The sequence below is a fragment of the Streptomyces sp. NPDC047971 genome, assembly GCF_040653355.1.
Lineage (GTDB): Bacteria > Actinomycetota > Actinomycetes > Streptomycetales > Streptomycetaceae > Streptomyces.
Map to the genome: position 1 here is coordinate 90,108 of NZ_JBEZNW010000006.1, position 22,895 is coordinate 113,002.

Below are 22,895 nucleotides of genomic sequence, written 5' to 3' on the forward strand. Positions count from 1 at the left end.
CAACCGCTCCTTGCTTCCGGGACTACTTGCCGGGTACGCGAACGATCAGAGCGTCGCCCTGACCGCCGCCGCCGCACAGCGCCGCCGCGCCGACACCGCCGCCGCGCCGCTTGAGCTCCAGGGCCAGGTGGAGCACCACACGGGCGCCGGACATGCCGATCGGGTGCCCCAGGGCGATCGCGCCGCCGTTGACGTTCACCTTTTCCGGGGTCACGCCCAGGTCCTTCATTGACTGGACGGCGACGGCCGCGAACGCCTCGTTGATCTCGATGAGGTCGAGGTCCTCGACGCCCAGGCCCTCCTTCTTCAGGGCGTGCTGGATCGCGTTGGACGGCTGCGACTGGAGCGAGTTGTCGGGGCCGGCCACGTTGCCGTGGGCGCCGATCTCGGCGATCCACTCCAGGCCGAGCTCCTCCGCCTTGGCCTTGCTCATCACGACCACGGCGGCGGCGCCGTCCGAGATCTGCGAGGAGGTGCCGGCGGTGATGGTGCCGTCCTTGGCGAAGGCCGGACGGAGCTTGCCGAGCGACTCGACGGTGGTCTCGCCGCGGATGCCCTCGTCCTTGGAGAAGACGACCGGCTCGCCCTTGCGCTGCGGGATCTCGACCGGGGTGATCTCGGCCTCGAAGATGCCGTTCTTCTGCGCGGCGGCGGCGCGCTGGTGCGACAGCGCGGCGATCTCGTCCTGCTCGGGGCGGGCGATGCCGAGGCGGCTGTTGTGCTTCTCGGTGGACTCGCCCATCGCGATGTTCTCGAAGGCGTCGGTGAGGCCGTCGTACGCCATGGCGTCGAGCATCTCGATGGCGCCGTACTTGTAGCCCTCGCGGGACTTCGGCAGCAGGTGCGGGGCGTTGGTCATCGACTCCTGGCCACCGGCGACGACCACGTCGAACTCACCCGCGCGGATGAGCTGGTCGGCGAGGGCGATCGCGTCGAGGCCGGACAGACACACCTTGTTGATGGTGAGCGCCGGGACGTTCATCGGGATGCCGGCCTTGACGGCGGCCTGGCGGGCGGGGATCTGGCCGGCGCCCGCCTGGAGCACCTGGCCCATGATCACGTACTGCACCTGGTCGCCGCCGATGCCGGCCCGGTCGAGCGCGGCCTTGATGGCGAAGCCGCCCAGCTCCGCGCCGGAGAAGGACTTGAGGGAACCGAGCAGGCGTCCCATGGGCGTGCGGGCGCCCGAGACGATCACTGAGGTGGTACCGGTCGTTCCAGACATGAGGCACAGCCCCTTGAGATGAGGAGTGAACGAGGGTTTACCGCCAATGTACTGAGCGGTGCCTCGGCTGGTCACCGCCCGGCCGGTGTGACGGCGCGCACGTTGCGTAACCACCCGGTGGGCGCTGCACTGGGGTCATGCTGACGCGAATCGACCACATCGGGATCGCCTGTTTCGACCTCGACAAGACCGTCGAGTTCTACCGTGCGACCTACGGTTTCGAGGTGTTCCACTCCGAGGTGAACGAGGAGCAGGGCGTCCGCGAGGCCATGCTCAAGATCAATGACACCTCCGACGGCGGAGCCTCGTACCTCCAGCTCCTGGAGCCCACCCGCGAGGACTCCGCGGTGGGCAAGTGGCTCGCCAAGAACGGCGAGGGAGTGCACCACATCGCCTTCGGCACCGCCGATGTCGACGGGGACGCCGCGGACATCCGCTCCAAGGGCGTGCGGGTCCTCTACGACGAGCCGAGGATCGGCTCCATGGGCTCCCGCATCACCTTCCTGCACCCCAAGGACTGCCACGGTGTCCTGACCGAACTGGTCACCTCCGCCGACCCCTCCTCAACGGAGCACTGACCTCCGGATTCCTGGCCCGGTAGAGTGGGCGGCTCCGGGCCGGGGCCGGTCGGTGCCGCATGTCATGCGGCGTCGAAGTCGGGGTATCCGATCTGCCACGATTCCGGGGGGCCGTTCTTCGGGGAACGGTGCTCGTTGGAGTGTTGCGACCAGGGGACGGATGGGACCGCGCAGTGCGGGGCTACGAACACCAGGAGAGCCACCGAGCTGAAGACGACCATCTTTCGCGGTTCGAAGCCGAGATGGACCGGCTGAAGACCGAGCGGGAGAAGGCCGTCCAGCACGCCGAGGACCTCGGTTACCAGGTCGAGGTCTTGCGCGCCAAGCTCCACGAGGCGCGCCGGACCATCGCATCCCGCCCCTCGTTCGACAGCGCGGACATCGGCTACCAGGCCGAGCAGCTGCTGCGGAACGCGCAGATCCAGGCCGACCAGCTGCGCCAGGACGCCGAGCGGGAGCTGCGCGAGGCCCGCGCCCAGACCCAGCGCATCCTGCAGGAGCACGCCGAGCACCAGGCGCGGCTCCAGGCGGAGCTGCACGCCGAGGCCGTCCAGCGCCGGCAGCGGCTGGACCAAGAACTTTCGGAGCGCCGCCAGACCGTCGAGGCGCACGTCAACGAGAACGTCGCCTGGGCCGAGCAGCTGCGCGCCCGTACGGAGGCCCAGGCCCGCCGCCTGATGGAGGAGTCGCGGGCCGACGCCGAGCAGGCGCTCGCCGGCGCTCGCGCCGAGGCCACCCGGCTCGCCGAGGAGACCCGCCAGCGGGTCGGCTCGGAGGCGGAGGCGGCCCGTGCCGAGGCCGAAGCGATTCTGCTGCGCGCCCGCAAGGACGCCGAGCGGCTCCTGAACGCCGCGTCCACCCAGGCGCAGGAGGCCACCAGCCACGCCGAGCAGCTGCGTTCCTCCACCACCGCCGAGAGCGAGCAGGCCCGCCAGCAGGCCACCGAGCTGTCCCGCGCCGCCGAGCAGCGGCTGCAGGAGGCCGAGGACCGGGTGCGCGAGGCCCGGGCGGAGGCCGAGAAGGCGCTGACCGAGGCCAAGGAGGCGGCCGCCAAGCAGCTGTCGTCGGCGGAGTCCGTCAACGAGCAGCGCACCCGCACCGCGAAGGCGGAGATCGCACGGCTGGTCGGCGAGGCCACCAAGGAGGCCGAGGACCTCAAGGCGGAGGCCGAGGAGAAGCTCCGCGAGGCGACCGCCGAGGCGGAGAAGCTGGTCTCCGAGGCGTCCGACAAGGCCCGCACGGTCGCGGCCGAGGACTCGGCCGCGGCCCTCGCCAAGGCCGCCAGGACCGCCGAGGAGGTCCTCACCAAGGCGTCCGAGGACGCCCAGGCGACCACCCGCAAGGCGTCCGAGGAGGCCGAACGCATCCGGCGCGAGGCCGAGACGGAGGCCGACCGGCTGCGCAACCAGGCCGAGGAGCAGGCCGACGAGGTGCTCGGCTCGGCCAAGGACGACACCAAGGAGTACCGCGCCAAGACGGTCGAGCTGCAGGAGGAGGCGCGCCGGCTGCGCGGCGAGGCCGAGCAGCTGCGGGCCGAGGCGATCGCCGAGGGCGAGAAGATCCGCGGCGAGGCCCGGCGCGAGGCCGTCGGCCAGATCGAGGAGGCGGCGAGCACCGCAGAGGAGCTGCTGACCAAGGCCCGTACCGACGCCGACGAGCTGCGCGCGAGCGCGGGCGCGGAGGGCGAGCGGGTCCGCTCCGAGGCGATGGAGCGCGCCCAGACGCTGCGCACCCAGGCCGAGGAGACGCTGGAGCGCACCCGCACCGAGGCCGAGCGGACGCGCACGGAGGCCGAGGAGCAGGCCGAGTCGGTCAAGGAGGCCGCCGAGCGTGACGCGGCCACGGTGCGCGAGGACGCCGAGCGGGCCGCCGAGGCCCGGCACGCGGAGGCGGCCGACGAGCTCACCCGGCTGCACACCGAGGCCGCGACGCGGGTCGAGTCCGCCGAGCAGGCGCTGACCGACGCCCGCGGCGAGAGCGCGCGGCTGCGGCGCGAGGCCGCGGAGGAGACCGATCGGCTCCGCACGGAGGCCGCGGAGCGCATCCGCACGCTCCAGGCGCAGGCCGAGGAGGAGGCCGAGCGGCTGCGCACGGAGGCGGCGTCGGACGCGTCCACGTCGCGCGCGGAGGCCGAGACCGCCGCCGTACGGCTGCGGACGGAGGCGGCGACGGAGGCCGAGCGGCTGAAGTCGGAGGCGCAGGAGACCGCGGACCGGGTACGGGCCGAGGCCGCGGCCGCGGCCGAGCGGGTCGCCACCGAGGCCGCCGAGGCGCTGGCCGCCGCGCAGGAGGAGGCCAACCGGCGTCGCCGGGAGGCCGAGGAGACGTTGGAGTCGGCCCGTTCCGAGGCCGACCGCGAGCGGGAGCACGCCCGCGAGCAGTCCGAGGAGCTGCTGGCCTCCGCCCGCAAGCGGGTGGAGGAGGCCCAGACCGAGGCCCACCGCCTGGTCGAGGAGGCTGACCGGCGGGCCACGGAGATGGTGTCCGCCGCCGAGCGGGCCGCGCAGGAGGTCCGCGACTCGGTCGCGGGTCTGCGCGAGCAGGCCGAGGAGGAGATCACCGGTCTGCGCAGCGCCGCCGAGCACGCTGCGGAGCGCACCAGGACCGAGGCGCAGGAGGAGGCGGACCGGGTCCGCGCCGACGCGTACGAGGAGCGGGAGCGGGCGACCGAGGACGCCAACCGCGTCCGTACCCGCGCGCAGGAGGAGTCCGAGGCCGCGAACGCGCTGGCCGAGCGGACGGTCGCGGACGCGATCGCCGAGTCGGAGAAGCTGCGCGCGGACACCGCCGAGTACGCGCAGCGGGTACGGACCGAGGCGTCGGAGGCGCTGGGCGCCGCCGAGCAGGACGCGGCGCGCTCCCGGGCGGACGCCCGCGAGGACGCCAACCGCATCCGCTCCGAGGCCGCGACGGAGGCCGACCGGCTGACGGCCGAGGCCGAGGAGCTCGTCACGATCGCCCGCACGGAGGGCGAGCAGATCCTCGACGAGGCGCGCAAGGCCGCCGACAAGCGGCGCACCGACGCCGCCGAGCAGGCGGACACGCTCGTCACGGAGGCGGCGGCGGAGGCCGAGCGGCTCACCACCGAGGCGGAGCAGCTGCGTGCCGAGGCGGAGCAGCTGAAGACCGACGGCGAGGCGCACGCCCAGGCGCTGCGGGTCGCCGCGCTCGCCGACGGCGAGCAGGTCCTCGACGAGGCCCGCAAGGCCGCCGACAAGCGGCGCACGGACGCCGCCGAGCAGGCCGACGCGCTCATCGCGGAGGCCACCGGCGAGGCCGAGCGGCTCACTACCGAGGCCGCCGAGCTGCTGGAGTCGACCGAGCAGGACGCGCTGCGGCTGCGGACCGAGGCCGAGCAGGTCAAGGAGGACGGCGAGGCGCAGGCCGAGGCGCTGCGGGCGGCCGCCCGGGCGGACGGCGAGCAGGTCCTCGACGAGGCCCGCAAGGCCGCCGACAAGCGGCGCGCGGACGCGGCCGAGCAGGCGGACTCCCTCATCGCGGAGGCCACGGGGGAGGCCGAGCGGATCACGGCCGAGGCCGGCGACGAGGCGGAGCGGCTGCGGGCCGAGGCCGCGGAGAACGTGGGGCAGGCGCAGCAGGCCGTCGAGCGGATCCGTGCCGAGGGCGAGCGGCTGCGGGCGGAGGCCGAGGCGGCGGCGGAGCAGATGCGTTCCGAGGCGCGGGCCGCTGCCGACCGTACGCTCGACGAGGCGCGCGAGGCAGGTGCCAAGCGCCGGTCGGACGCGGCCGAGCAGGCCGACCAGCTGATCGCGAAGGCCCAGGAGGAGGCGCTGCGCGCCACCACCGAGGCGGAGTCGCAGGCGGACACGATGGTCGGCGCGGCCCGTCAGGAGGCCGAGCGGATCGTGGCCGAGGCGACCGTCGAGGGCAACTCCCTGGTGGAGAAGGCCCGTACGGACGCGGACGAGCTCCTGGTGGGCGCGCGCACCGACGCGACGGCCATAAGGGAGCGGGCCGAGGAGCTGCGCGGCCGGATCGAGGGCGAGATCGAGGAGCTGCACGAGCGGGCGCGGCGGGAGACGGCCGAGCAGATGAAGACGGCGGGGGAACGCGTCGACAAGCTCGTGAAGGCCGCGGAGGAGCAGCGGGCCGAGGCCGAGGAGAAGTCGAAGGAGATGCTCTCCGAGGCGAGTTCGGAGGCCAGCAAGGTCCGGATCGCGGCCGTGCGGAAGGCCGAGGCGCTGCTCAAGGAGGCCGAGCAGAAGAAGGCGTCCCTGGTCGGCGAGGCGGAGCGGATCAGGACGGAGGCCGAGACCGAGGCCGAGCAGATGATCTCCGAGGGCAAGCGGGACCTGGATGTCCTCGTGCGCCGTCGCGAGGACATCAATGCCGAGATCTCCCGTGTCCAGGACGTCCTCGAAGCGTTGGAGTCTTTCGAGGCACCGGCGGGCGGAGCGAAGTCCGGCGGCGCGAAGGACGACGTCAAGGCAGGTGCGTCAGCGGGGGCGACACGTTCGAGTGGCAAGTCCTCCGACGGCTAGCCACTCAAAAGGCTGGACATTCTCCATATCAAACGGGCATCCGCTCGATGACACGCCGCTTCGGCCCCTAGGATTCCCCCTAACACCTCACCGGTCTCATTCGACAGGAACCCCATGAGCGACACTTCCTCCCCCTTCGGCTTCGAGCTCGTGCGGCGTGGTTACGACCGCGGTCAGGTGGACGACCGCATTACCAAGCTCGTCGCCGACCGTGACAGTGCTCTGGCCCGAATCACCTCTCTGGAAAAGCGCATCGAGGAACTCCACCTCGAGACGCAGAACGCCCAGGCCCAGGTCACCGACGCCGAGCCGTCGTACGCAGGTCTCGGCGCGCGTGTCGAGAAGATCCTCCGCCTCGCCGAGGAGGAGGCGAAGGACCTGCGCGAGGAGGCCCGCCGCGCCGCCGAGCAGCACCGCGAGCTGGCCGAGTCGGCCGCCCAGCAGGTGCGGAACGACGCCGAGTCGTTCGCGGCGGAGCGCAAGGCGAAGGCCGAGGACGAGGGCGTTCGGATCGTCGAGAAGGCACAGGGTGAGGCCAACTCGCTGCGTGCCGAGGCGCAGAAGGACGCGCAGTCCAAGCGCGAGGAGGCGGACGCGCTCTTCGAGGAGACCCGCGCCAAGGCCGCCCAGGCCGCCGCGGACTTCGAGACGAACCTGGCCAAGCGCCGCGAGCAGTCGGAGCGCGACCTGGCCTCGCGTCAGGCCAAGGCCGAGAAGCGCCTCGCCGAGATCGAGCACCGCGCCGAGCAGCTCCGCCTGGAGGCCGAGAAGCTGCGCACGGACGCGGAGCGCCGGGCCCGCCAGACGGTGGAGACCGCGCAGCGCCAGGCCGAGGACATCGTGGCCGACGCGAACGCCAAGGCCGACCGGATCCGCTCGGAATCGGAGCGCGAGCTCGCGGCTCTGACGAACCGCCGCGACTCCATCAACGCCCAGCTGACCAACGTCCGCGAGATGCTGGCGACGCTGACCGGTGCCGCCGTGGCGGCCGCCGGTTCCCCGATCGACGACGAGCCGGCCACCCGCGGCGTCCCGGCGCAGCAGACCCGGTAAGCACCGTGCGTCTGCCGTCCCGGTAACCGGAACGCGAGCACCCGCAAAACCCTCCGCCATTCCAGTGGCGGAGGGTTTTGCGCACCCGTAGGTTGGTCGCATGATCGAGCTCGAGGGCCTGACGAAACGGTTCGGATCGAAGACGGCGGTGGACCATCTCTCCTTCCAGGTACGCCCTGGTGTGGTGACCGGCTTCCTCGGCCCCAACGGCGCGGGCAAGTCGACGACCATGCGCATGATGCTCGATCTGGACAACCCGACGAGCGGGACGGTCCGGATCGACGGCAAGCACTACCGCGAGCTCCAGGAGCCCTTGAAGTACATCGGGGCGCTGCTCGACGCCAAGGCGATGCACGGCGGCCGGTCCGCGTACAACAACCTGCTCTGTCTCGCGCAGTCCAACCGCATCCCGTCGAGCCGGGTCGGTGAGGTCCTCGATCTGGTCGGTCTGACGGCGGTCGCGCGGAAGAAGTCGAAGGGCTTCTCCCTCGGCATGGGGCAGCGGCTGGGAATCGCGTCGGCGCTGCTCGGTGATCCCGAGATCCTGATGTTCGACGAACCCGTCAATGGTCTGGACCCCGAGGGAATTCACTGGATCCGCAATCTGATGAAGGCGCTCGCGGCCGAGGGCCGGACGATCTTCGTTTCCAGCCATCTGATGAGCGAAATGGCGCTGACGGCGGATCACCTGATCGTGATCGGCCAGGGAAAGCTGTTGGCCGACACGTCGATGGCGGATTTCATCCACCAGAATTCGCGGAGCTACGTACGGCTGCGCTCGCCGCAGCAGGAGCGGCTGCGGGATGTCCTGCACGCCAACGGCTTCACTCCCGTCGAGGCGGGCAACGGGACGCTGGAGGTGGACGGGGCCACCACCGAGAAGCTCGGTGAACTGGCCGCCGAGAACCAGCTCGTGCTGCACGAACTGAGCTCCCAGCGCGCCTCCCTCGAAGAGGCTTTCATGCAGATGACGGCCGGTGCCGTGGAGTACCACGCGCACGGCACGGACGTACACGGCGCGGACGCGCCCGCCGCCGGCCCCCGCTGGGGCGAGAACACCAAGGGAGCCTGAACGATGGCAGCGGTATCCGCGGTCCTCCAGTCCGAGTGGACCAAGATCCGGACGGTCTCCTCGACGGTCTGGACCCTGGCGAGCGCGCTCCTGGTGACGGTGGCGATGAGCGCCGCGCTCTGCGCCCTGCTGAAGTCGACCTTCTCGGACCTCTCCGAGGCCGAGCAGGCGACCTTCGACCCGACCTTCGTCAGCTTCTCCGGGATGGTGCTCGGCCAGCTGGCGATGGTGGTCTTCGGCGTCCTCGTGGTCGGCACCGAGTACAGCTCCGGCATGATCCGGACGTCCCTGGCGGCGGTGCCGCAGCGGGCGACCTTCATCTTCAGCAAGATCGCGGTGGCCGGGGCGCTCGCCCTGGTGGTGGGACTGGCGACCAGCTTCCTCTCGTTCTTCCTGGGCCAGGCCCTGCTGGGCGAGCACCGCACCTCCCTGGGCGCGGACAACGTGCTGCGGGCCGTCGTCGGCGGCGGGCTCTACATGGGCCTGATCGCGCTCTTCTCGATGGGTGTGGCGACGATGCTGCGCTCGTCGATGCTCTCTCTCGGCATCCTCGTCCCGTTCTTCTTCCTGGTCTCGCAGATCCTCTCGGCCGTGCCCAAGGCCAAGGAGGTGGCGCTCTACTTCCCCGACCAGGCCGGCTCCAAGATCATGCAGGTGGTGCCGGACGCCATGAACACGGAGGAGGCTCCGTACGGGCCCTGGGGCGGGCTCGGCATCATGGTGATCTGGGTGGCGGTGGCACTGCTCGGCGGCTATCTGGTCCTGAAGAAGCGGGACGCCTGACCCGGCGGGGCCCCCTCAGCCCGTCGTGGTGGGGTCCCTGGGCGCGGGGAGCGCCTGCGGCGGTCGGCCCTCGTCGGGGAGGACCTGGTCGAACTCGGTCCAGCCCTGCCAGTCCCACACGTCGACGGCCGTGTCCGGGTGGAGCGGCACGAAGCGGCCGCGCTCGAAGTCGTCGCCGTCCAGGTCGAACCACCGCTCGTCGACGACCTCCGTGCCGAGACCGACGGTGCGCGCGGTCAGCCGGACCAGCAGCTTCACCCCCACCGAGTCCGAGAGGTCCTTGCCCTGGATCTCTCGGAAGGGGAGCGTGGCCGCGGGCGCGTCCAGCGGGATCCACACGGTGAAGGGCGCTCCGCGTTCCACCGCGAGCCAGGCACGCTCCTCGGCGGGCTCGCCCTTCTCGTCGAGGACCTTGAGCCACTTCTTGTAGATGACGAGGCTGCCGTCGTGGGGCGACCTCTCCAGGTAGCGCAGGTGCACCCGGGCCCGCAGGTCCACCACGGAGAGGTTGTCGAGGTAGTTGTAGAAGCGCACCGCGATGATGCCGTCCTCGCTGCCGGCGTGGGCGCGCGCGTACCCCGGGAAGTCGGCCGCCCAGGCGTGGGAGATGCTGGCCCGCTTGCGCCAGACGAACGGCCGCAGGGCGAAGAGCTTGATCAGCACGATGCCGAGCACCACGGCGGGCGCCAGGGCGCCGGTCACGGAGGCGACGGAGGCCAGCAGCTGATGGGCCAGGTTCTCGTCCTGCGGGCTGAGGTTGTCCGTGCCCACGCAGGCCCGCAGCGCTTCGAGCGCGGTGCTCACCAGCCCCTCGACGTCCCCGAAGCGGTCGGCGAGCGAGGCGGGCGAGGACTCCGTGAGGGTCCAGACGACGGCGATGACGACGGAGAGCGCCATCAGCGCACCGAGGGTCATGGCCATCAGGACGTGGACCGAACGCCCGGCGATCCACCACCGAACGGACGTACGACGTCTCGGGTGGGGGCGGCGCCCCCGTCTCCTGAATCTCCCTGTCACCAGCAACTCCACTTCCCCCCAAGTGAATTGACGCAGCGATCACATTCTGCCCGAGCGGAGGTGTGTCCGGTATACGCGACGACCCACGTCCCGTACGCTCTCGGGAGCAGATCCGGCACGGCCGGTGCACCGCCCCACCTGCACGACCTCGAAGGGCTCACGTGATGGACCGCAGCCTGGCAGCCCTCGGCCTGGACGACGTGGCCGTCGAGCGTCCCCTGATCTACCCCGGACGCCCCGTGACGGAGCCCTCGCTCCTCCTCGACGACGAGTTGCTGCCGCTGGACGTCCGGGCCACGCGGCTGGGCGAGTGGACGGTCGATCAGGGCGGGCGGCTCGACGAGATCCTGACGCTGCACGGGCAGGAGCCCGTCGGGCGCCGGTACCCGGTGATCGCCGTCGGCTCGAACGCCTCGCCGGGCCAGGTGCGGCACAAGCTGCGCCGACTGAACCTGCCGGTCTTCGTCCCCATGATCCCGGTACGGGTCGGCGGGATCGGCGTCGGCTGCTCCGGACACATCAGTCCCGCGGGGTACGTGGCGGGCACCCCGTTCGTCGATCACACGGCCCGCACCACCCTGGTCGTCACCTGGCTCGACGCGCGCCAGCTCAAGGCGGTCGACGACACCGAGTTCCCGGACTACCGCCGTGCGATCCTGCCGGGCGACGTCTTCGACATGACCATGCCGTCCGAGGAGCGCCTCGGCGGGGCGTACATCTACTTCAGCGCGCACGGCGTGCTGGCGCCCGACGGGGAGCGGCCGCTGCCGGGCGGCGGCGACCAGGCGACCCTGCTCGGCGGGCTGCTCGCCGGCTCGGCCCGGCTCCGGGAGCTGCTGGGGCCGGACGCCGCCGCCTGGGTCGACCGCGCCGGACACGACCGGGGCACACGGGCGAGTGGCACGACGATCTTCGGCGAGGAGGGCTGGGTCCTTCCGCAGACCGACTTCCTCCCCTATCTCGACGAGTCCGCCGAGCTGCTGCCGTACGACGGCCTGCCCCCGCTGGCGGGCTCCCTGCCGAACCGGACCGGTAACGGCTGATCGGACTTGGCCGGAACCGTCAACGGCTGGATAAGCTCCTAGCTCATACGGGGGGCTGCGCCTGTCGGCCACGGCCCCGACGACGACCTGAACTGTCGATGGGGCTGGAGAATGATCGAGGCAGTCGGCCTGACGAAGCGCTATGGCGCCAAGACGGCCGTGTACAACCTTTCCTTCCATGTGCGGCCGGGGACCGTCACCGGCTTCCTGGGCCCCAACGGCTCCGGCAAGTCCACGACCATGCGCATGATCCTCGGGCTCGACCAGCCCACCTCCGGGCATGTCACGATCGGCGGTCATCCGTTCCGGCAGCTGCCGAACGCGCCCCGCCAGGTCGGCGCGCTGCTCGACGCGAAGGCGGTGCACGGCGGACGCAGCGCCCGCAGCCACCTGCTGTCGCTCGCCCAGCTCGCCGGTATCCCGGCGCAGCGGGTCGACGAGGTCCTCGGGGTCGTGGGCCTCCAGGACGTCGCCAAGCGGCGCTCCAAGGGCTTCTCGCTCGGCATGGGCCAGCGGCTCGGGATCGCGGCGGCGCTGCTCGGCGATCCGCAGGTGCTGCTGTTCGACGAGCCGGTCAACGGCCTCGACCCGGAGGGCATCCTCTGGGTCCGCAACCTCATGAAGAAGCTCGCCGCCGAGGGGCGGACGGTCTTCGTCTCCAGCCACCTCATGAGCGAGATGGCGCTGACCGCCGACCATCTGATCGTGATCGGCCGCGGCCAGCTGATGGCCGACATGAGCGTCAAGGACTTCATCTCGGCGAACTCGGCGGACTTCGCCCGCGTGCGGACCCCGCAGACCGAGCCTCAGCAGCGGGAGAAGCTGACGGCGGCGCTGACGGAGGCCGGTGGCCGCGTGATGTCCGAGCCGGACGGCGCGCTGCGCGTGACCGGCCTGCCGCTGCCCCGGATCAGCGATCTGGCGCACGACGCCGACGTACGGCTCTGGGAGCTGTCCCCGCACCAGGCCTCGCTGGAGGAGGCGTACATGCGGATGACGCAGGGCGCCGTGGACTACCGCTCCACCGATGACCAGCTGGCCCATCTCCAGCAGCCTCAGCCGCACGGGTACGCCGTACCGCCGCAGCCGGCGGTCCAGGAGGTGCCGCAGCAGGGCTGGTACGCCCCGCCGCCGCCCGGACAGAACCCGTACGCCGCCCCGCCGCAGAGCGAGCCCGCCAAGAACGACGAGGACGCCCGATGACCGCCCCCGCCCCCTACTCGTACGTCTCCCCCATCCCCGTGCGCAAGGCGCACCTGGGTGACGCGATCGCGTCGGAGTGGACGAAGATCCGCTCCCTGCGCTCCACGATGTGGACGCTGGGGGTGATGGTGCTGCTGATGCTGGGCATCGGTCTCGGTGTGGCCGCCATCGTGGCGGCGTCGGAGGTGCCGACGGAAGGCGAGTCGGCGCTCGGCCTCGGCTTCTTCGGCGTCCTGCTCGGCTCGATCTGCGTGATCACGCTGGGCGTGCTGACCATCGCCTCCGAGTACGGCACGGGCATGATCCGCACCACGCTCACCGCCTGCCCGAGCCGCGCCCGGGTGCTGACGGCGAAGGCGATCGTCTTCTTCGCCCTCGTCTTCACGATCACCACGGTGACGGCGGCCCTCGTCGCCATGGCGCAGCTGGCGATCGTGGACACCGCCGTGGAGCCCACCTCCGGGGAGTGGCTGCGGGCGACGGTCGGCGTCGGCCTCTTCGTGGCCGAGCTCGGCCTGCTGGCGCTCTCGATCGGCGCGATCATCCGGCACTCGGCGGGCGCGATCACCATCATGATCGGCGTTCTGCTGCTGCCGCTGGTCGCCGCCATGTTCATGTTCTCGGAGTCGCTCGCCTCGGTGCAGGAATGGCTGCTCGACTACGCGATCCCGAGCCAGCTCATCGCGCTGTACGCGGGCAAGTCGGCCATGAGCGGCGGTTCCGGTCCCACGGGCTGGGACCCGGTGTGGATCCTGCTGGTCGTCACGGCCGCGACGATGGGCGGCGCGTACGCCCTGCTGAACAGCCGGGACGTCTGACCGGACGTCTAGTACCTCGGCGCGTTACGGGACCGCTGCACCCTGGAGGTGCGGCGGTCCTTCGCGTTCCAGCAGGCCCTGTGCCAGTGCCGGCGGTCGTCCACTCCCCCGTACTCCGGCCAGGCCACCACGTGCGGCGCGCCGCCGGGGATCTCCTGGTCGCAGCCGGGGCAGCGGTAGCGCTTGCCGGGGGCGCTGGCGCCGGCGACATGGCGGACGTACCACTCCTCCCCCTGCCAGGTCTCGCTGCGCTGGGATCCCCCGTACCGGTCGCCCGACTCAGCCTGAGGTTCGGGCTTCTCGCCGCCACTGGGACGGTTGCGACGCGGGGACACGTAATCACCTCACGGGGCCGGGGGCGGGAACACGGACGGTTCTCTCCAGCCTACGGGCCGCGACACGGTGGGCCGGTCCACCCTCCAGGCCGAATCAGCGGAAAATCGCAAGAACTTCATGCGAGGCCGTTGCCTTTGGCACGTGTCAGACGTTGTTGCCAGTACGAGGGGGAGAAACGCGTCGGCCGCAAGGAGGCAGAAGGCGATGCGCGTGGGTACGTTTGTGCTGGCCGCCCAGTTCCCGGGTCAGGGCCAGGGTGAGGCGCTGCACCGGGCGGTGCGGACCGCCGAGGTGGCCGAGGAGGCGGGGCTCGACTCCGTCTGGCTCGCCGAGCACCATTTCGTTCCGTACGGAGTCTGTCCGTCGGCCGTGACCCTGGCGGCGCTGCTGCTGGGCCGCACGCGCCGCCTCCGGGTCGGCACGGCGGTCAGTGTGCTGCCGACCGTCCATCCGGTGGCGTTGGGCGAGCAGGCCGCGCTGCTGCACCTCACCTCCGGGGGGCGGTTCACGCTCGGGGTGGGCAGAGGCGGCCCGTGGGTCGACCTGGAGGTGTTCGGTGCCGGTCTCCCGGCGTACGAACAGGGCTTCCCCGAATCCCTCGACCTGCTGCTGCGCTGGCTGTCCGAGCCCCGGGTGTCGGCCGAGGGAGAACGATTCGCCTTCCGCGAGGTGGCCGTCGTGCCACGCGCCGACGAGCTCATCGGCGGGGAGGCGGCGCCCGAGGTCGTCGTCGCCTGCACCTCCCCCAAGAGCGTCCGGCTGGCCGCCGAGCGCGGGCTGCCGATGCTGCTGGGGATGCACTGCGGCGACGAGGACAAGGCCGAGATGGTGGCCGCCTGGGCGCGCTGTGCGCGGGACGCCGGGCGGGACCCCGACGAGATCGCGCGGATCGGCGCCTGCCATGTCTCGGCGGGCGTCGCCCAGCTCGCCGATCGCGGTGCGGACGCGGCCGAGGCCCTCGTGAAGGCGATGCCGGGCTGGCTGAAGCGGGGCCTGGACGCCCATGTGACGGTGGACGGCCGGCACCGCGCGATGCGGGACCCCGTCGCGTACACGGAGCTGCTGTGCGGACTCCACCCGGTGGGTACGCCCCGGATCGCGGCGGACCGGCTCGCGGCGACCTCGGAGCGGACGGGCATCACGCGCTTCGCGCTGCTCTCCGAGGGCACGGGCGATCTCGCGGCCACCGAGGAGAACGTCCGGCGGCTGGGGGCCGAGGTGCTCCCCCTGCTGGTGTGAGTTCATGGGTGGTTCGGGTGTGATGCCGCCGCTCCGGCACCTCTCGCATCGTTCGCGTCTCCCGCGATGCGGAGCGGCAGCACCGTGTGTCAGCAGTCGCGAAGTTCCGGCGACTGGTTGAGCAGCTGACCCCGTACGGAGGTGAAGCGGGCGAGCCGCTCGTCCACCGCGGGGTCCAGCGGGAACACCGCCACGCGGTGGCAGTTCTGGAAGGCCAGACGCACCCCGAAGTGCCGCTGCAGCGCACCACGGATCGCGTCACTCGCGAGTGCACGCAACAGCTGGCCACGTGCCTGCTCGTTCGGCGGCGGCGTCTGGTTGTCGGCGAACTCTCCACCGTCCACCTTCAGCTGGGCCACCAGAGAACTGATCATCTCCCATGCGTAGGGCAGGGAGGTCCGGACGCAGTCGACGAAGTCGGCTTCGTCGACCTCGCCTCGCTCGGCCTGTTCCAACAGCGCCGGTGAGACGTCGAGCGACATGGGTTCTCCTCTCGCGACCCCGACGGGCGGGGTCTTACGGGCAGGGATGGAGGACCCTCCGCACGACACGCTGCGTGCACGGACGGCGACCTCCTGCTTCCACGGTAAGCGCGTCCTTCGGAGCGCACCAGGAGATTGGGAACACAACCGGCCAATAACCGACGGAGGTTGGGCGGGCGTTAACAGCCGAATCGCGCGGAAGAGCGTGCGTCTTGTAGCGTTGCCGACCATGCGTCTCGTCATCGCCCGTTGTTCCGTGGACTACGCGGGCCGGCTCACCGCCCACCTGCCCTCCGCCCCCCGTCTGATCCTGGTCAAGGCAGACGGCAGCGTCTCCATCCACGCGGACGACCGCGCGTACAAACCCCTCAACTGGATGTCCCCGCCGTGCACCCTCAAGGAGGGAGTCGACGGCGAGGCGGGCATCTGGACCGTGGTGAACAAAGCGGGCGAGAAACTGATCATCACGATGGAGGAGATCCTGCACGACTCCTCGCACGAGCTCGGGGTCGACCCCGGTCTCATCAAGGACGGCGTGGAAGCGCACCTCCAGGAGCTGCTCGCCGACCGCATCGAGACGCTCGGCGAGGGGCACACGCTGATCCGCCGTGAGTACCCGACGGCGATCGGCCCCGTGGACATCCTGTGCCGGGACGCCGACGGGGCGACGGTCGCGGTGGAGATCAAGCGGCGTGGCGAGATCGACGGCGTGGAGCAGCTGACCCGCTACCTCGAACTGCTGAACCGCGATCCGCACCTCGCGCCGGTGAAGGGCGTCTTCGCGGCGCAGGAGATCAAGCCGCAGGCGCGCGTGCTGGCCACGGACCGGGGCATCGACTGCGTGGTGCTCGACTACGACGCGATGCGCGGCATCGAGGACGACAAGCTGAGGCTCTTCTAGTACGGACGCGTGCCGGACGTACGTCGACGGCCCCGGGTGCGGCGAACGCACCCGGGGCCGTCGTCGTGGCGGGTCAGGCGGGGGTGCCTTCGGTGGTGGCCGAGGCGGTGCCGGGCCCGCTGCCGAGCGTCGCCGTGGTGGTGTTGGACGGGCTGCCCTGGCTCTGCGTCGTCTCGGTCGGGGGTGTCGTGGGAGGCGTCGTCGACGGAGTCGTCGAGGGGGTGCCGGTGGGGCTCTCCGACGGGGACCCCGACGGCGATTGGCTCGGGGTCGGCTTGGTCGACTGGGACGGCGTCGGCCGGGTGCCCGGAGTCGTCGACGACGACCCCGTCGCCGGGGCGGCCGGGCTCGTGGAGCCGTTCGGTGAGGACGGGGCGCCCGAGGTGCCGGGGGTTCCCGGGGTCGTCGCCGAACCGGAGGGGCCGGGGGAGCTCGGGGTGTCCGAGGGGTCGCCGGCCGGGTCGTCGGCCGGTGCCTCGGCGTCCAGACCGTCGTCGGTGCCGTCCTCGCCGGCCGTCCGGTCCGAGGTGACGCGGTTCGAGCCCGGGTCCTCGGCGTTGCCCGAGGTGGCCCCGATCGTCACGACGGTGCCGAGCACGGCGGCCAGGAGCGCTCCCGTACCGACCGCGACGAGATTGCGGCGGGCTCCGGCGATGATGCCGAAGCGGCCGGCCTTCAGGCCGCCAGGCTTCGTACCGCCGTCGCTCGGCGGGGCGTCGGAGCGGGTGATGAGCGTCGGGCCCTCGTCGGCGAAGTCCGGGAACGCCGCGATCGGCGTGGTCCTGGGCGCGGTCGACCGGAGGGGGACGATGGGCTTCGGGATGCCGCGGGGCGGGGAGACGGGCTCCTCGGACCGGGCGGCGGGCGGTTCGTCGCCCGCCGGGGTGCGGTCGCCGCCGAGGGGCTCTCCGGCACGGTCGGAGACCAGGGCGAGCGCCCGCCGGCCGGCGACGGTGCCCCGCTTGTCCGCGAGGACCCCGCGCATCCCGATGGACGCCTCCAGCTCGGCGCGGGCCCGCTCCAGGTTGCCGGAGCAGAGCGCGAGAACGCCCAACTCGTGGTGGAAGTACGCCTCTTCGGCGACCTCCCCGGCGATCCTGGCGGCCTCCTGGCCGCTGCGCAGGGCACGCTCCCAGGCACCCCAGTGGAGTCCGGCGGCGAAGGCCGGGGCGGCGCTGCGGGCGAGCTGTGCGGCGGTGGCGGGGTGCTCCGGGTTCGTCGCGGGCCGGAGCGCGGTGAGGGCGGCCAGCAGGGCGTCGGACTCGGCGACCGCGCGGGCGGGGGTGACGGAGGGGTGTCCGGCCCACCAGGCGTAGTGCTGGGCGACGGTGTGGGCCCGGGCGGCGGTCTCCTCGTCGGTGCCGGCGTACCCCTCGGCGCGGAGCTGGGTGAGGATTCCGGCGGCGAGTCGGTAGCGGGGGCCGACCGGGGTGAGCAGGCCGCAGGTCAGGAGTTCGCCGAGGGCGGCGTCGGCGTGGGTGTCGCCGACGAGGGCGGGGAGGTGGGCCTGGTGCGGCACCTCGCCGCCGAGGGCGACGGCGAACCGCAGCGTCTCCTGGGCGGAGCGGCTGAGCCGGGAGGCGAGCAGGGCGGCGGGGGCGGCGCCCTCGCCGAGGCTGGGCAGGGGTATGTCGCGCAGCTCGATGTCGGTGGCGTCCGCGGGGGCCGCGTCGCTGGGTCCGAAGGCGTCGTCGAGGGCGCCGAAGGCGTCGAACTCGGCGGGGGCCTCCTCCTGGGCACCGAAGGCGTCGAACTCGGCGGGGGTGACCCGGAGCCGGTCGCGCTGCCGGAGCAGGGCACCGGCCTGGACGAACCGCAGCGGGAGGCCCTCGGACTCGAACCAGAGGTCGCCCGCCCAGTTGGCCTCGTCGTCGGTGAGCGGCCGGTCGACGGCGCTCTCCAGGAGCTCGATGGCGGTGGCCCGGCCGAGGCCGGTGAGGGAGACCTCTTCGATGTGGGCGTCCGGCGAGGGAGCCGGGACGTCGGGGGTGGCCGCGAGGAGGAAGGCGCACTCGGGGGCGGCGGTGATCAGCTCGTCGAGGGTGGCGCCGCCGAACTCCAGGTCGTCGACGACGACGACGGCGCCGATGTCCCGGACCTGTTCGAGCAGGGCGGGGCGGTCGGGCCGGTGGTCCGGGGCGTGCTGGACGGTGGTGAAGAGCTCGTACAGCAGCTCGGTGGGGGTGCGGTGGTGGCCGGAGAGCCGGACGACTCCGTCGGGCGCGAGGTCGGCGCACTCCGCGGCGACGGCGTCGAGCAGGACGGTGCGGCCGGAGCCCGCGGGGCCGGTGAGACGGACGGAGCGGCCGCGGGAGAGGAGCTGCACGAGGCGCTCGTGCTCCTCCTGTCTCTCCAGGAGCGGCAGCCGCGGGGCCGCGGGGCCCGGCGGTACCGGCGGGGCGACCGCGCGGGCGGCCTCGACGCGTTCCTGGGCGGTGCGGCGGCGGGACGGGGCGGGCTGCTCCCCGGGGGGGCATGCCTCGATCTCGCTGCCGTCGACGGGGTTGACCGTGAGGAGCAGATCGCCGGCGACGACCCGGGCGGTGCGGACGCGGGCGGGCGTGGACGGGCCGCGCTCGGGCAGGAGACCGCCGCGGGTGTCGCGGGCGTCGTCGCCCTCGTGGCCGTAGCCGTACTCTTCCGGCTCCCGGTTCATCGGGTCCATGGTTCAAGCCCCCCAAAAGCGGTGCGTGCGGAAGCCCCTCCGGCCGATCTGCACGCTCGCTGTCGCTTCTGGTCCGGTGCCCGCCGGGTGGGTCCGTCAATGGGCAGGCGACCGAACCCTAGACGTTCTTCGAGTATCCGGGAACAGGCGGGGTGCCACCCCGCCCAAGACGTCACGGTCCGCTAAGGATTCGCCCGGGACGCCGGTTTCTCACAGCAGCTTCACAGTCGGTGCGACGTCGGTGCGTGCCGCGGTCCACCCCGTCCCACCGCCGGGGACGGGGCTTCAGACGCGCGGCAGGGACTCCGCCGCGATCCCGCCTTCGATGGCGAGGATCCGGTGCAGCCGCGTCGCCACGAGCAGGCGCTGCATCTGCGGGGGGACCCCGCGCAGCACCAGCCGGCGGCCGCAGCGGCCGGCCCTGCGATGTGCGCCCATGATGACCCCGAGCCCGGTGGCGTCCCAGGAGTCGAGACCGGTCAGGTCGAGCACCAGGTCGCCGACTCCGTCGTCGACGGCCGAGTGCAGGACCGTACGGGCGTCCGCCGCGCTGCGCACGTCGAGGCGGCCCCCGACGACCAGCTCGACGTGGTCGCCCCTGATGTGCATATGCGCTCCCCGGGAGTGCTCCGTCTTTGCATCAACTGACTGCCGTTGGCGCAGAAGCGTTGCGCCTTGTAAGCGAACTGATACCGAATTCACCCTTTCGAGTGCAGGCCCAAACGGCCGTCGGATCTCAGTGCTTGTAGAACCCCTGCCCGCTCTTGCGGCCGATGTCACCCGCGTCCACCATCCGGCGCATCAGCTCCGGCGGTGCGAACTTCTCGTCCTGGGTCTCGGTGTAGATGTTGCTCGTGGCGCTCACCAGGATGTCGATGCCCGTGAGATCGGCGGTGGCGAGCGGCCCCATGGCGTGGCCGAAGCCGAGCTTGCACGCGATGTCGATGTCCTCGGCGGTGGCGACGCCCGACTCCTGGAGCTTCGCGGCCTCGACGACGAGGGCCGAGATGAGGCGGGTGGTGACGAAGCCGGCGACGTCGCGGTTGACCACGATGCAGGTCTTGCCGACGGACTCGGCGAACTCCCGCGCGGTCGCGAGGGTGGCGTCGCTGGTCTTGTAGCCGCGGACGAGCTCGCAGAGCTGCATCATCGGGACCGGCGAGAAGAAGTGGGTGCCGACGACGGCCTCGGGGCGCTCCGTCACCGCGGCGATCTTGGTGATCGGGATGGCGGAGGTGTTGGAGGCGAGGACCGCACCGTCCTTGACGGTCTTGTCGAGGGCTCGGAAGATCTCGTGCTTCACCTCCAGCTTCTCGAAGACGGCCTCGACGACGATGTCGGCGTCGGCGACCGCGTCGAGCTCGGTGGTGGCGGTGATGCGGCCGAGGGCGGCCTCGGCGTCGGCGGCGTCGAGCTTGCCCTTCGCGACGAAGCGGTCGTACGACGCCTTGATGCCGTCGGTGCCCCGCGTCAGCGCGGCGTCGGTGACGTCACGCAGAACGACGTCCCACCCCGCCTGGGCCGAGACCTGCGCGATTCCGGATCCCATGAGTCCGGCTCCGATGACGGCGAGCTTCCTGGCCACGGTCTTCCACCCCTTAACGCCTGTTCACTTCTCTGACTCTCCGGCGGAGATTAGCGGGAGTGAGGCCGCATGTGACCGTGAAGTAATGCGCGTCACGCCCGGTTTGACGGACGTCACACTCACGACAGGCCCCGACCGGGTGACGCGGACCCCTCAGCCGCGCACCGCGTACGTGAGGACCCGCTCGCTCAGCAGCTCCTCGATCTCGTCGAGGAGGACGAGGGTCTCGCGGGAGACGGTGGTGGCCTTGCGTCCGGCGGTCATCTCGCGGGTGATGTAGCCGACGGCGGTGTTCTCGATCCAGGCGATCTGTCCGCCGACGAGCAGGGGCAGCGGATCGCCGGCGGGCGCGCCGGTCTCCTCGCGCAGGGTGGTGACGACCGCGTCGTGGACCTGCTCCTGGAGGTGGAAGAGCCGGGCCTTGAGCGTGGGGGCGTGCTCGATGACGTTCATGAAGGCGTCGAAGCCGTCCATGAGTCCGTACGCGGGTGACACGGCGCCGATCTGGCCGCGCATCTCGCGCAGTACGGCCTGGGCGGCGGACTCCCCCCGGTCGCGGCCCCGGATCATCCGCGAGAGGCGGAGGGTGACGCCCTCCATCCGGTCGAGGAAGAGGTCCTCCTTGGCCGGGAAGTAGTTGTAGACGGTGTTGACGGACACGTCCGCCGCGTCGGCGACGTCCGCGACGGTCACGGTCACGAAGCCGTGCTCCAGGAAGAGCCCGGTCGCGATGTCGGAGATCCGCTGCTTCGTCTCGCGCTTCTTGCGCTCCCTGAGCCCCTCAGCCATGCCCTCATCCTAGAGCCGATGGAATTTTGGTGTCATTGCAAAATTGCAGTGACTCTGTTTTTGTAGTCGCTATGCCAATCATCAGTACGGCCGGGCTCGCCCGGACCTTCGAGACGAAACTCGGCCCCGTGGAAGCCGTGCGCGGGATCGACCTGACCGTGCGGCCGGGCGAGATCCTCGGCCTCCTCGGCCCCAACGGCGCGGGCAAGACCACCACGCTGCGCATGCTCACCACGCTGCTCCCGCCCACCGGCGGCGCGGCCTCGGTCGCGGGGCACGACCTGCTCGCCGACCCCGCCGCGGTGCGACGGCGGATCGGGTACGTCGCCCAGTCCGGCGGGGTGGACCCGCAGGAGACCGTCCGCTCGGAACTCGTCACCCAGGGGCGGCTCTACCGCCTCTCCAGGGCCGACGCGGCGGCCCGGGCCGAGGAGCTGGCCGGCCGGCTCGGCCTCACCGACCTCCTCGACCGCTCGACCGCCGCGCTCTCCGGCGGCCAGCGACGCCGCCTCGACCTCGCCATGGGCCTCACCCACCGGCCCGAGGTGCTCTTCCTCGACGAACCGACGACCGGGCTCGATCCGGGCAGTCGCGCCGAACTCTGGGCACTGGTGCGCCGGCTGCGCGACGACTTCGGCACGACCGTCGTCCTCACCACCCACTACCTCGACGAGGCCGACGCCCTCGCGGACCGACTGGTGATCGTGGACAACGGGGTCGTCGTCGCCGAGGGCAGCCCGGCCGCCCTCAAGGCGGAGCACGGCGTCACCACCCTCCAGGACGCGTTCCTCGCCATCACCGGGCGCGGCCCGGCCCCCGCCGACCTCTCCCCCGTAGCCGTATAGGACCCGCCTTGTTCCTCCACGACACCGCGCTGATCTTCGGGCGCTACGCCCGCCAGACCCTGCGCTCGAAATTCCAGATGCTCTTCGGCGTCCTGATGCCGCTGCTGTACCTCTTCTTCTTCGGACCGCTGCTCGCCGACCTCCCACTCGGCCGCGAGGGCGACTCCTGGCAGATCCTCGTCCCCGGCCTGCTGCTCCAACTCGGCCTCTTCGGAGCCTCGTTCGCCGGCTTCTCGCTCATCATGGAGAAGAACTGGGGCGTCGTGGAGCGGATGCGCGTCACCCCCGTCAGCCGGCTCGCGCTGCTCCTCGGCCGCGTCCTGCGGGACGCCTCGCTCTTCGTCTTCCAGGCGGTGCTGCTGGTGCTCGCCGCGCTGGCGATGGGGCTGCGGGCGCCGCTGGCCGGGATCCTGATCGGCTTCGTCTTCGTCGCCCTGCTGACCTTCGCGCTCGCGTCGCTCTCGTACGCGCTGGCGATGAAGGTCCGCACCCCGCAGGAGTTCGGCCCGACGATCAACGCTCTCTCGCTGCCCGCGATGCTGCTCTCCGGGCTGATGCTGCCGATGGCGCTCGCACCCGGCTGGCTGGACGTGCTCTCGCGCCTCATGCCGTTCCGCTATCTGGTGGACGCGGTACGGGACGCCTACGTCGGGCGGTACGCGACGACGACCATGCTGTACGGCGTCCTGGTGGCGGTCGCGCTCACGGCCCTCGCCGTGACGGTCGGCACACGGACGTTCCGGAGGGCCGGAGCGTAAC

Annotated in this window: 20 protein-coding genes; 12 read left to right on the forward strand and 8 right to left on the reverse strand. The window is 71.8% G+C overall.

Going from position 1 to position 22,895, the window contains the following annotated elements; all coding sequences use genetic code 11:
* Positions 1–22: 22 nt before the first annotated feature.
* Positions 23–1,225 (reverse strand): acetyl-CoA C-acetyltransferase, encoded by a 1,203-nt coding sequence (locus AB0D99_RS08470; RefSeq protein WP_362358243.1) that lies wholly within the window; start codon positions 1,223–1,225, stop codon positions 23–25.
* 137 nt (positions 1,226–1,362) lie between these two features.
* On the opposite strand from AB0D99_RS08470, the gene mce reads away from it, so the two are divergent.
* From mce to AB0D99_RS08495, 5 genes are all read left to right on the forward strand, one after another.
* Positions 1,363–1,803, forward strand: a complete 441-nt coding sequence (mce, locus tag AB0D99_RS08475; protein WP_329115806.1) for a methylmalonyl-CoA epimerase — start codon at positions 1,363–1,365, stop codon at positions 1,801–1,803.
* Positions 1,804–1,976: 173 nt separating this feature from the next.
* Positions 1,977–6,305, forward strand: coding sequence for a polarized growth protein Scy (gene scy, locus AB0D99_RS08480; protein WP_362358244.1), 4,329 nt, complete (start codon positions 1,977–1,979; stop codon positions 6,303–6,305).
* A 114-nt stretch (positions 6,306–6,419) separates the two neighbouring features.
* Positions 6,420–7,358, forward strand: coding sequence for a cellulose-binding protein (locus AB0D99_RS08485; protein WP_158990544.1), 939 nt, complete (start codon positions 6,420–6,422; stop codon positions 7,356–7,358).
* A 100-nt stretch (positions 7,359–7,458) separates the two neighbouring features.
* Positions 7,459–8,430 (forward strand): ATP-binding cassette domain-containing protein, encoded by a 972-nt coding sequence (locus tag AB0D99_RS08490; RefSeq protein WP_362358245.1) that lies wholly within the window; start codon positions 7,459–7,461, stop codon positions 8,428–8,430.
* A gap of 3 nt (positions 8,431–8,433) precedes the next feature.
* Positions 8,434–9,213 carry an ABC transporter permease gene (locus tag AB0D99_RS08495; RefSeq protein ID WP_362358246.1) on the forward strand — a complete coding sequence of 260 codons (780 nt, stop codon included), beginning with the start codon at positions 8,434–8,436 and terminating at the stop codon, positions 9,211–9,213.
* Between the two features lie 15 nt (positions 9,214–9,228).
* On the opposite strand, the gene AB0D99_RS08500 is transcribed toward AB0D99_RS08495, so the two are convergent.
* Positions 9,229–10,134: a hypothetical protein gene (locus AB0D99_RS08500; RefSeq protein ID WP_362358247.1), complete on the reverse strand. Its 906-nt coding sequence runs from the start codon at positions 10,132–10,134 to the stop codon at positions 9,229–9,231.
* Positions 10,135–10,394: 260 nt separating this feature from the next.
* Here AB0D99_RS08500 and AB0D99_RS08505 point away from each other — a divergent pair, with 260 nt between their 5' ends.
* From AB0D99_RS08505 to AB0D99_RS08515, 3 genes are all read left to right on the forward strand, one after another.
* Positions 10,395–11,273, forward strand: coding sequence for a hypothetical protein (locus AB0D99_RS08505; RefSeq protein ID WP_362358248.1), 879 nt, complete (start codon positions 10,395–10,397; stop codon positions 11,271–11,273).
* Between the two features lie 111 nt (positions 11,274–11,384).
* Positions 11,385–12,476, forward strand: a complete 1,092-nt coding sequence (locus AB0D99_RS08510; RefSeq protein ID WP_362358249.1) for an ATP-binding cassette domain-containing protein — start codon at positions 11,385–11,387, stop codon at positions 12,474–12,476.
* On the forward strand, positions 12,473–13,294 hold the full coding sequence (locus tag AB0D99_RS08515; protein ID WP_362358250.1) for an ABC transporter permease: 822 nt from the start codon (positions 12,473–12,475) through the stop codon (positions 13,292–13,294). Before AB0D99_RS08510 ends, AB0D99_RS08515 begins: the two co-directional genes overlap by 4 nt.
* An 8-nt stretch (positions 13,295–13,302) precedes the next feature.
* On the opposite strand, the gene AB0D99_RS08520 is transcribed toward AB0D99_RS08515, so the two are convergent.
* Positions 13,303–13,629 carry an ATP/GTP-binding protein gene (locus AB0D99_RS08520; RefSeq protein WP_362358251.1) on the reverse strand — a complete coding sequence of 109 codons (327 nt, stop codon included), beginning with the start codon at positions 13,627–13,629 and terminating at the stop codon, positions 13,303–13,305.
* Positions 13,630–13,834: 205 nt separating this feature from the next.
* Here AB0D99_RS08520 and AB0D99_RS08525 point away from each other — a divergent pair, with 205 nt between their 5' ends.
* Positions 13,835–14,869, forward strand: coding sequence for an LLM class flavin-dependent oxidoreductase (locus AB0D99_RS08525; RefSeq protein ID WP_362358252.1), 1,035 nt, complete (start codon positions 13,835–13,837; stop codon positions 14,867–14,869).
* Between the two features lie 89 nt (positions 14,870–14,958).
* Here AB0D99_RS08525 and AB0D99_RS08530 read toward each other — a convergent pair whose 3' ends face one another.
* The gene (locus AB0D99_RS08530) at positions 14,959–15,351 is read right to left on the reverse strand and encodes an SCO5389 family protein (protein ID WP_017236120.1); all 393 of its coding nucleotides are present in this window, start codon (positions 15,349–15,351) and stop codon (positions 14,959–14,961) included.
* A 229-nt stretch (positions 15,352–15,580) separates the two neighbouring features.
* On the opposite strand from AB0D99_RS08530, the gene nucS reads away from it, so the two are divergent.
* Positions 15,581–16,252 carry an endonuclease NucS gene (gene nucS / locus AB0D99_RS08535; RefSeq protein ID WP_329115828.1) on the forward strand — a complete coding sequence of 224 codons (672 nt, stop codon included), beginning with the start codon at positions 15,581–15,583 and terminating at the stop codon, positions 16,250–16,252.
* 73 nt (positions 16,253–16,325) lie between these two features.
* On the opposite strand, the gene AB0D99_RS08540 is transcribed toward nucS, so the two are convergent.
* The 4 genes from AB0D99_RS08540 to AB0D99_RS08555 all read right to left on the reverse strand — a co-directional run bounded on the left by AB0D99_RS08540 (position 16,326) and on the right by AB0D99_RS08555 (position 21,291).
* Positions 16,326–18,917 (reverse strand): ATP-binding protein, encoded by a 2,592-nt coding sequence (locus AB0D99_RS08540; protein ID WP_362358253.1) that lies wholly within the window; start codon positions 18,915–18,917, stop codon positions 16,326–16,328.
* 285 nt (positions 18,918–19,202) lie between these two features.
* Entirely contained in the window at positions 19,203–19,526 is a 324-nt protein-coding gene (locus AB0D99_RS08545; RefSeq protein ID WP_362358254.1) for an STAS domain-containing protein, read from the reverse strand.
* Positions 19,527–19,653: 127 nt separating this feature from the next.
* Entirely contained in the window at positions 19,654–20,502 is an 849-nt protein-coding gene (locus AB0D99_RS08550) for a 3-hydroxyacyl-CoA dehydrogenase family protein (protein WP_362358255.1), read from the reverse strand.
* Positions 20,503–20,655: 153 nt separating this feature from the next.
* A complete protein-coding gene (locus AB0D99_RS08555) occupies positions 20,656–21,291 on the reverse strand; it encodes a TetR/AcrR family transcriptional regulator (RefSeq protein WP_362358256.1) in 636 nt (211 codons plus the stop codon).
* 71 nt (positions 21,292–21,362) lie between these two features.
* On the opposite strand from AB0D99_RS08555, the gene AB0D99_RS08560 reads away from it, so the two are divergent.
* Both AB0D99_RS08560 and AB0D99_RS08565 read left to right on the forward strand, forming a co-directional pair.
* Positions 21,363–22,136 (forward strand): ATP-binding cassette domain-containing protein, encoded by a 774-nt coding sequence (locus AB0D99_RS08560; RefSeq protein WP_362358257.1) that lies wholly within the window; start codon positions 21,363–21,365, stop codon positions 22,134–22,136.
* Positions 22,137–22,144: 8 nt separating this feature from the next.
* On the forward strand, positions 22,145–22,894 hold the full coding sequence (locus tag AB0D99_RS08565) for an ABC transporter permease (RefSeq protein WP_362358258.1): 750 nt from the start codon (positions 22,145–22,147) through the stop codon (positions 22,892–22,894).
* Position 22,895 lies beyond the last annotated feature (1 nt).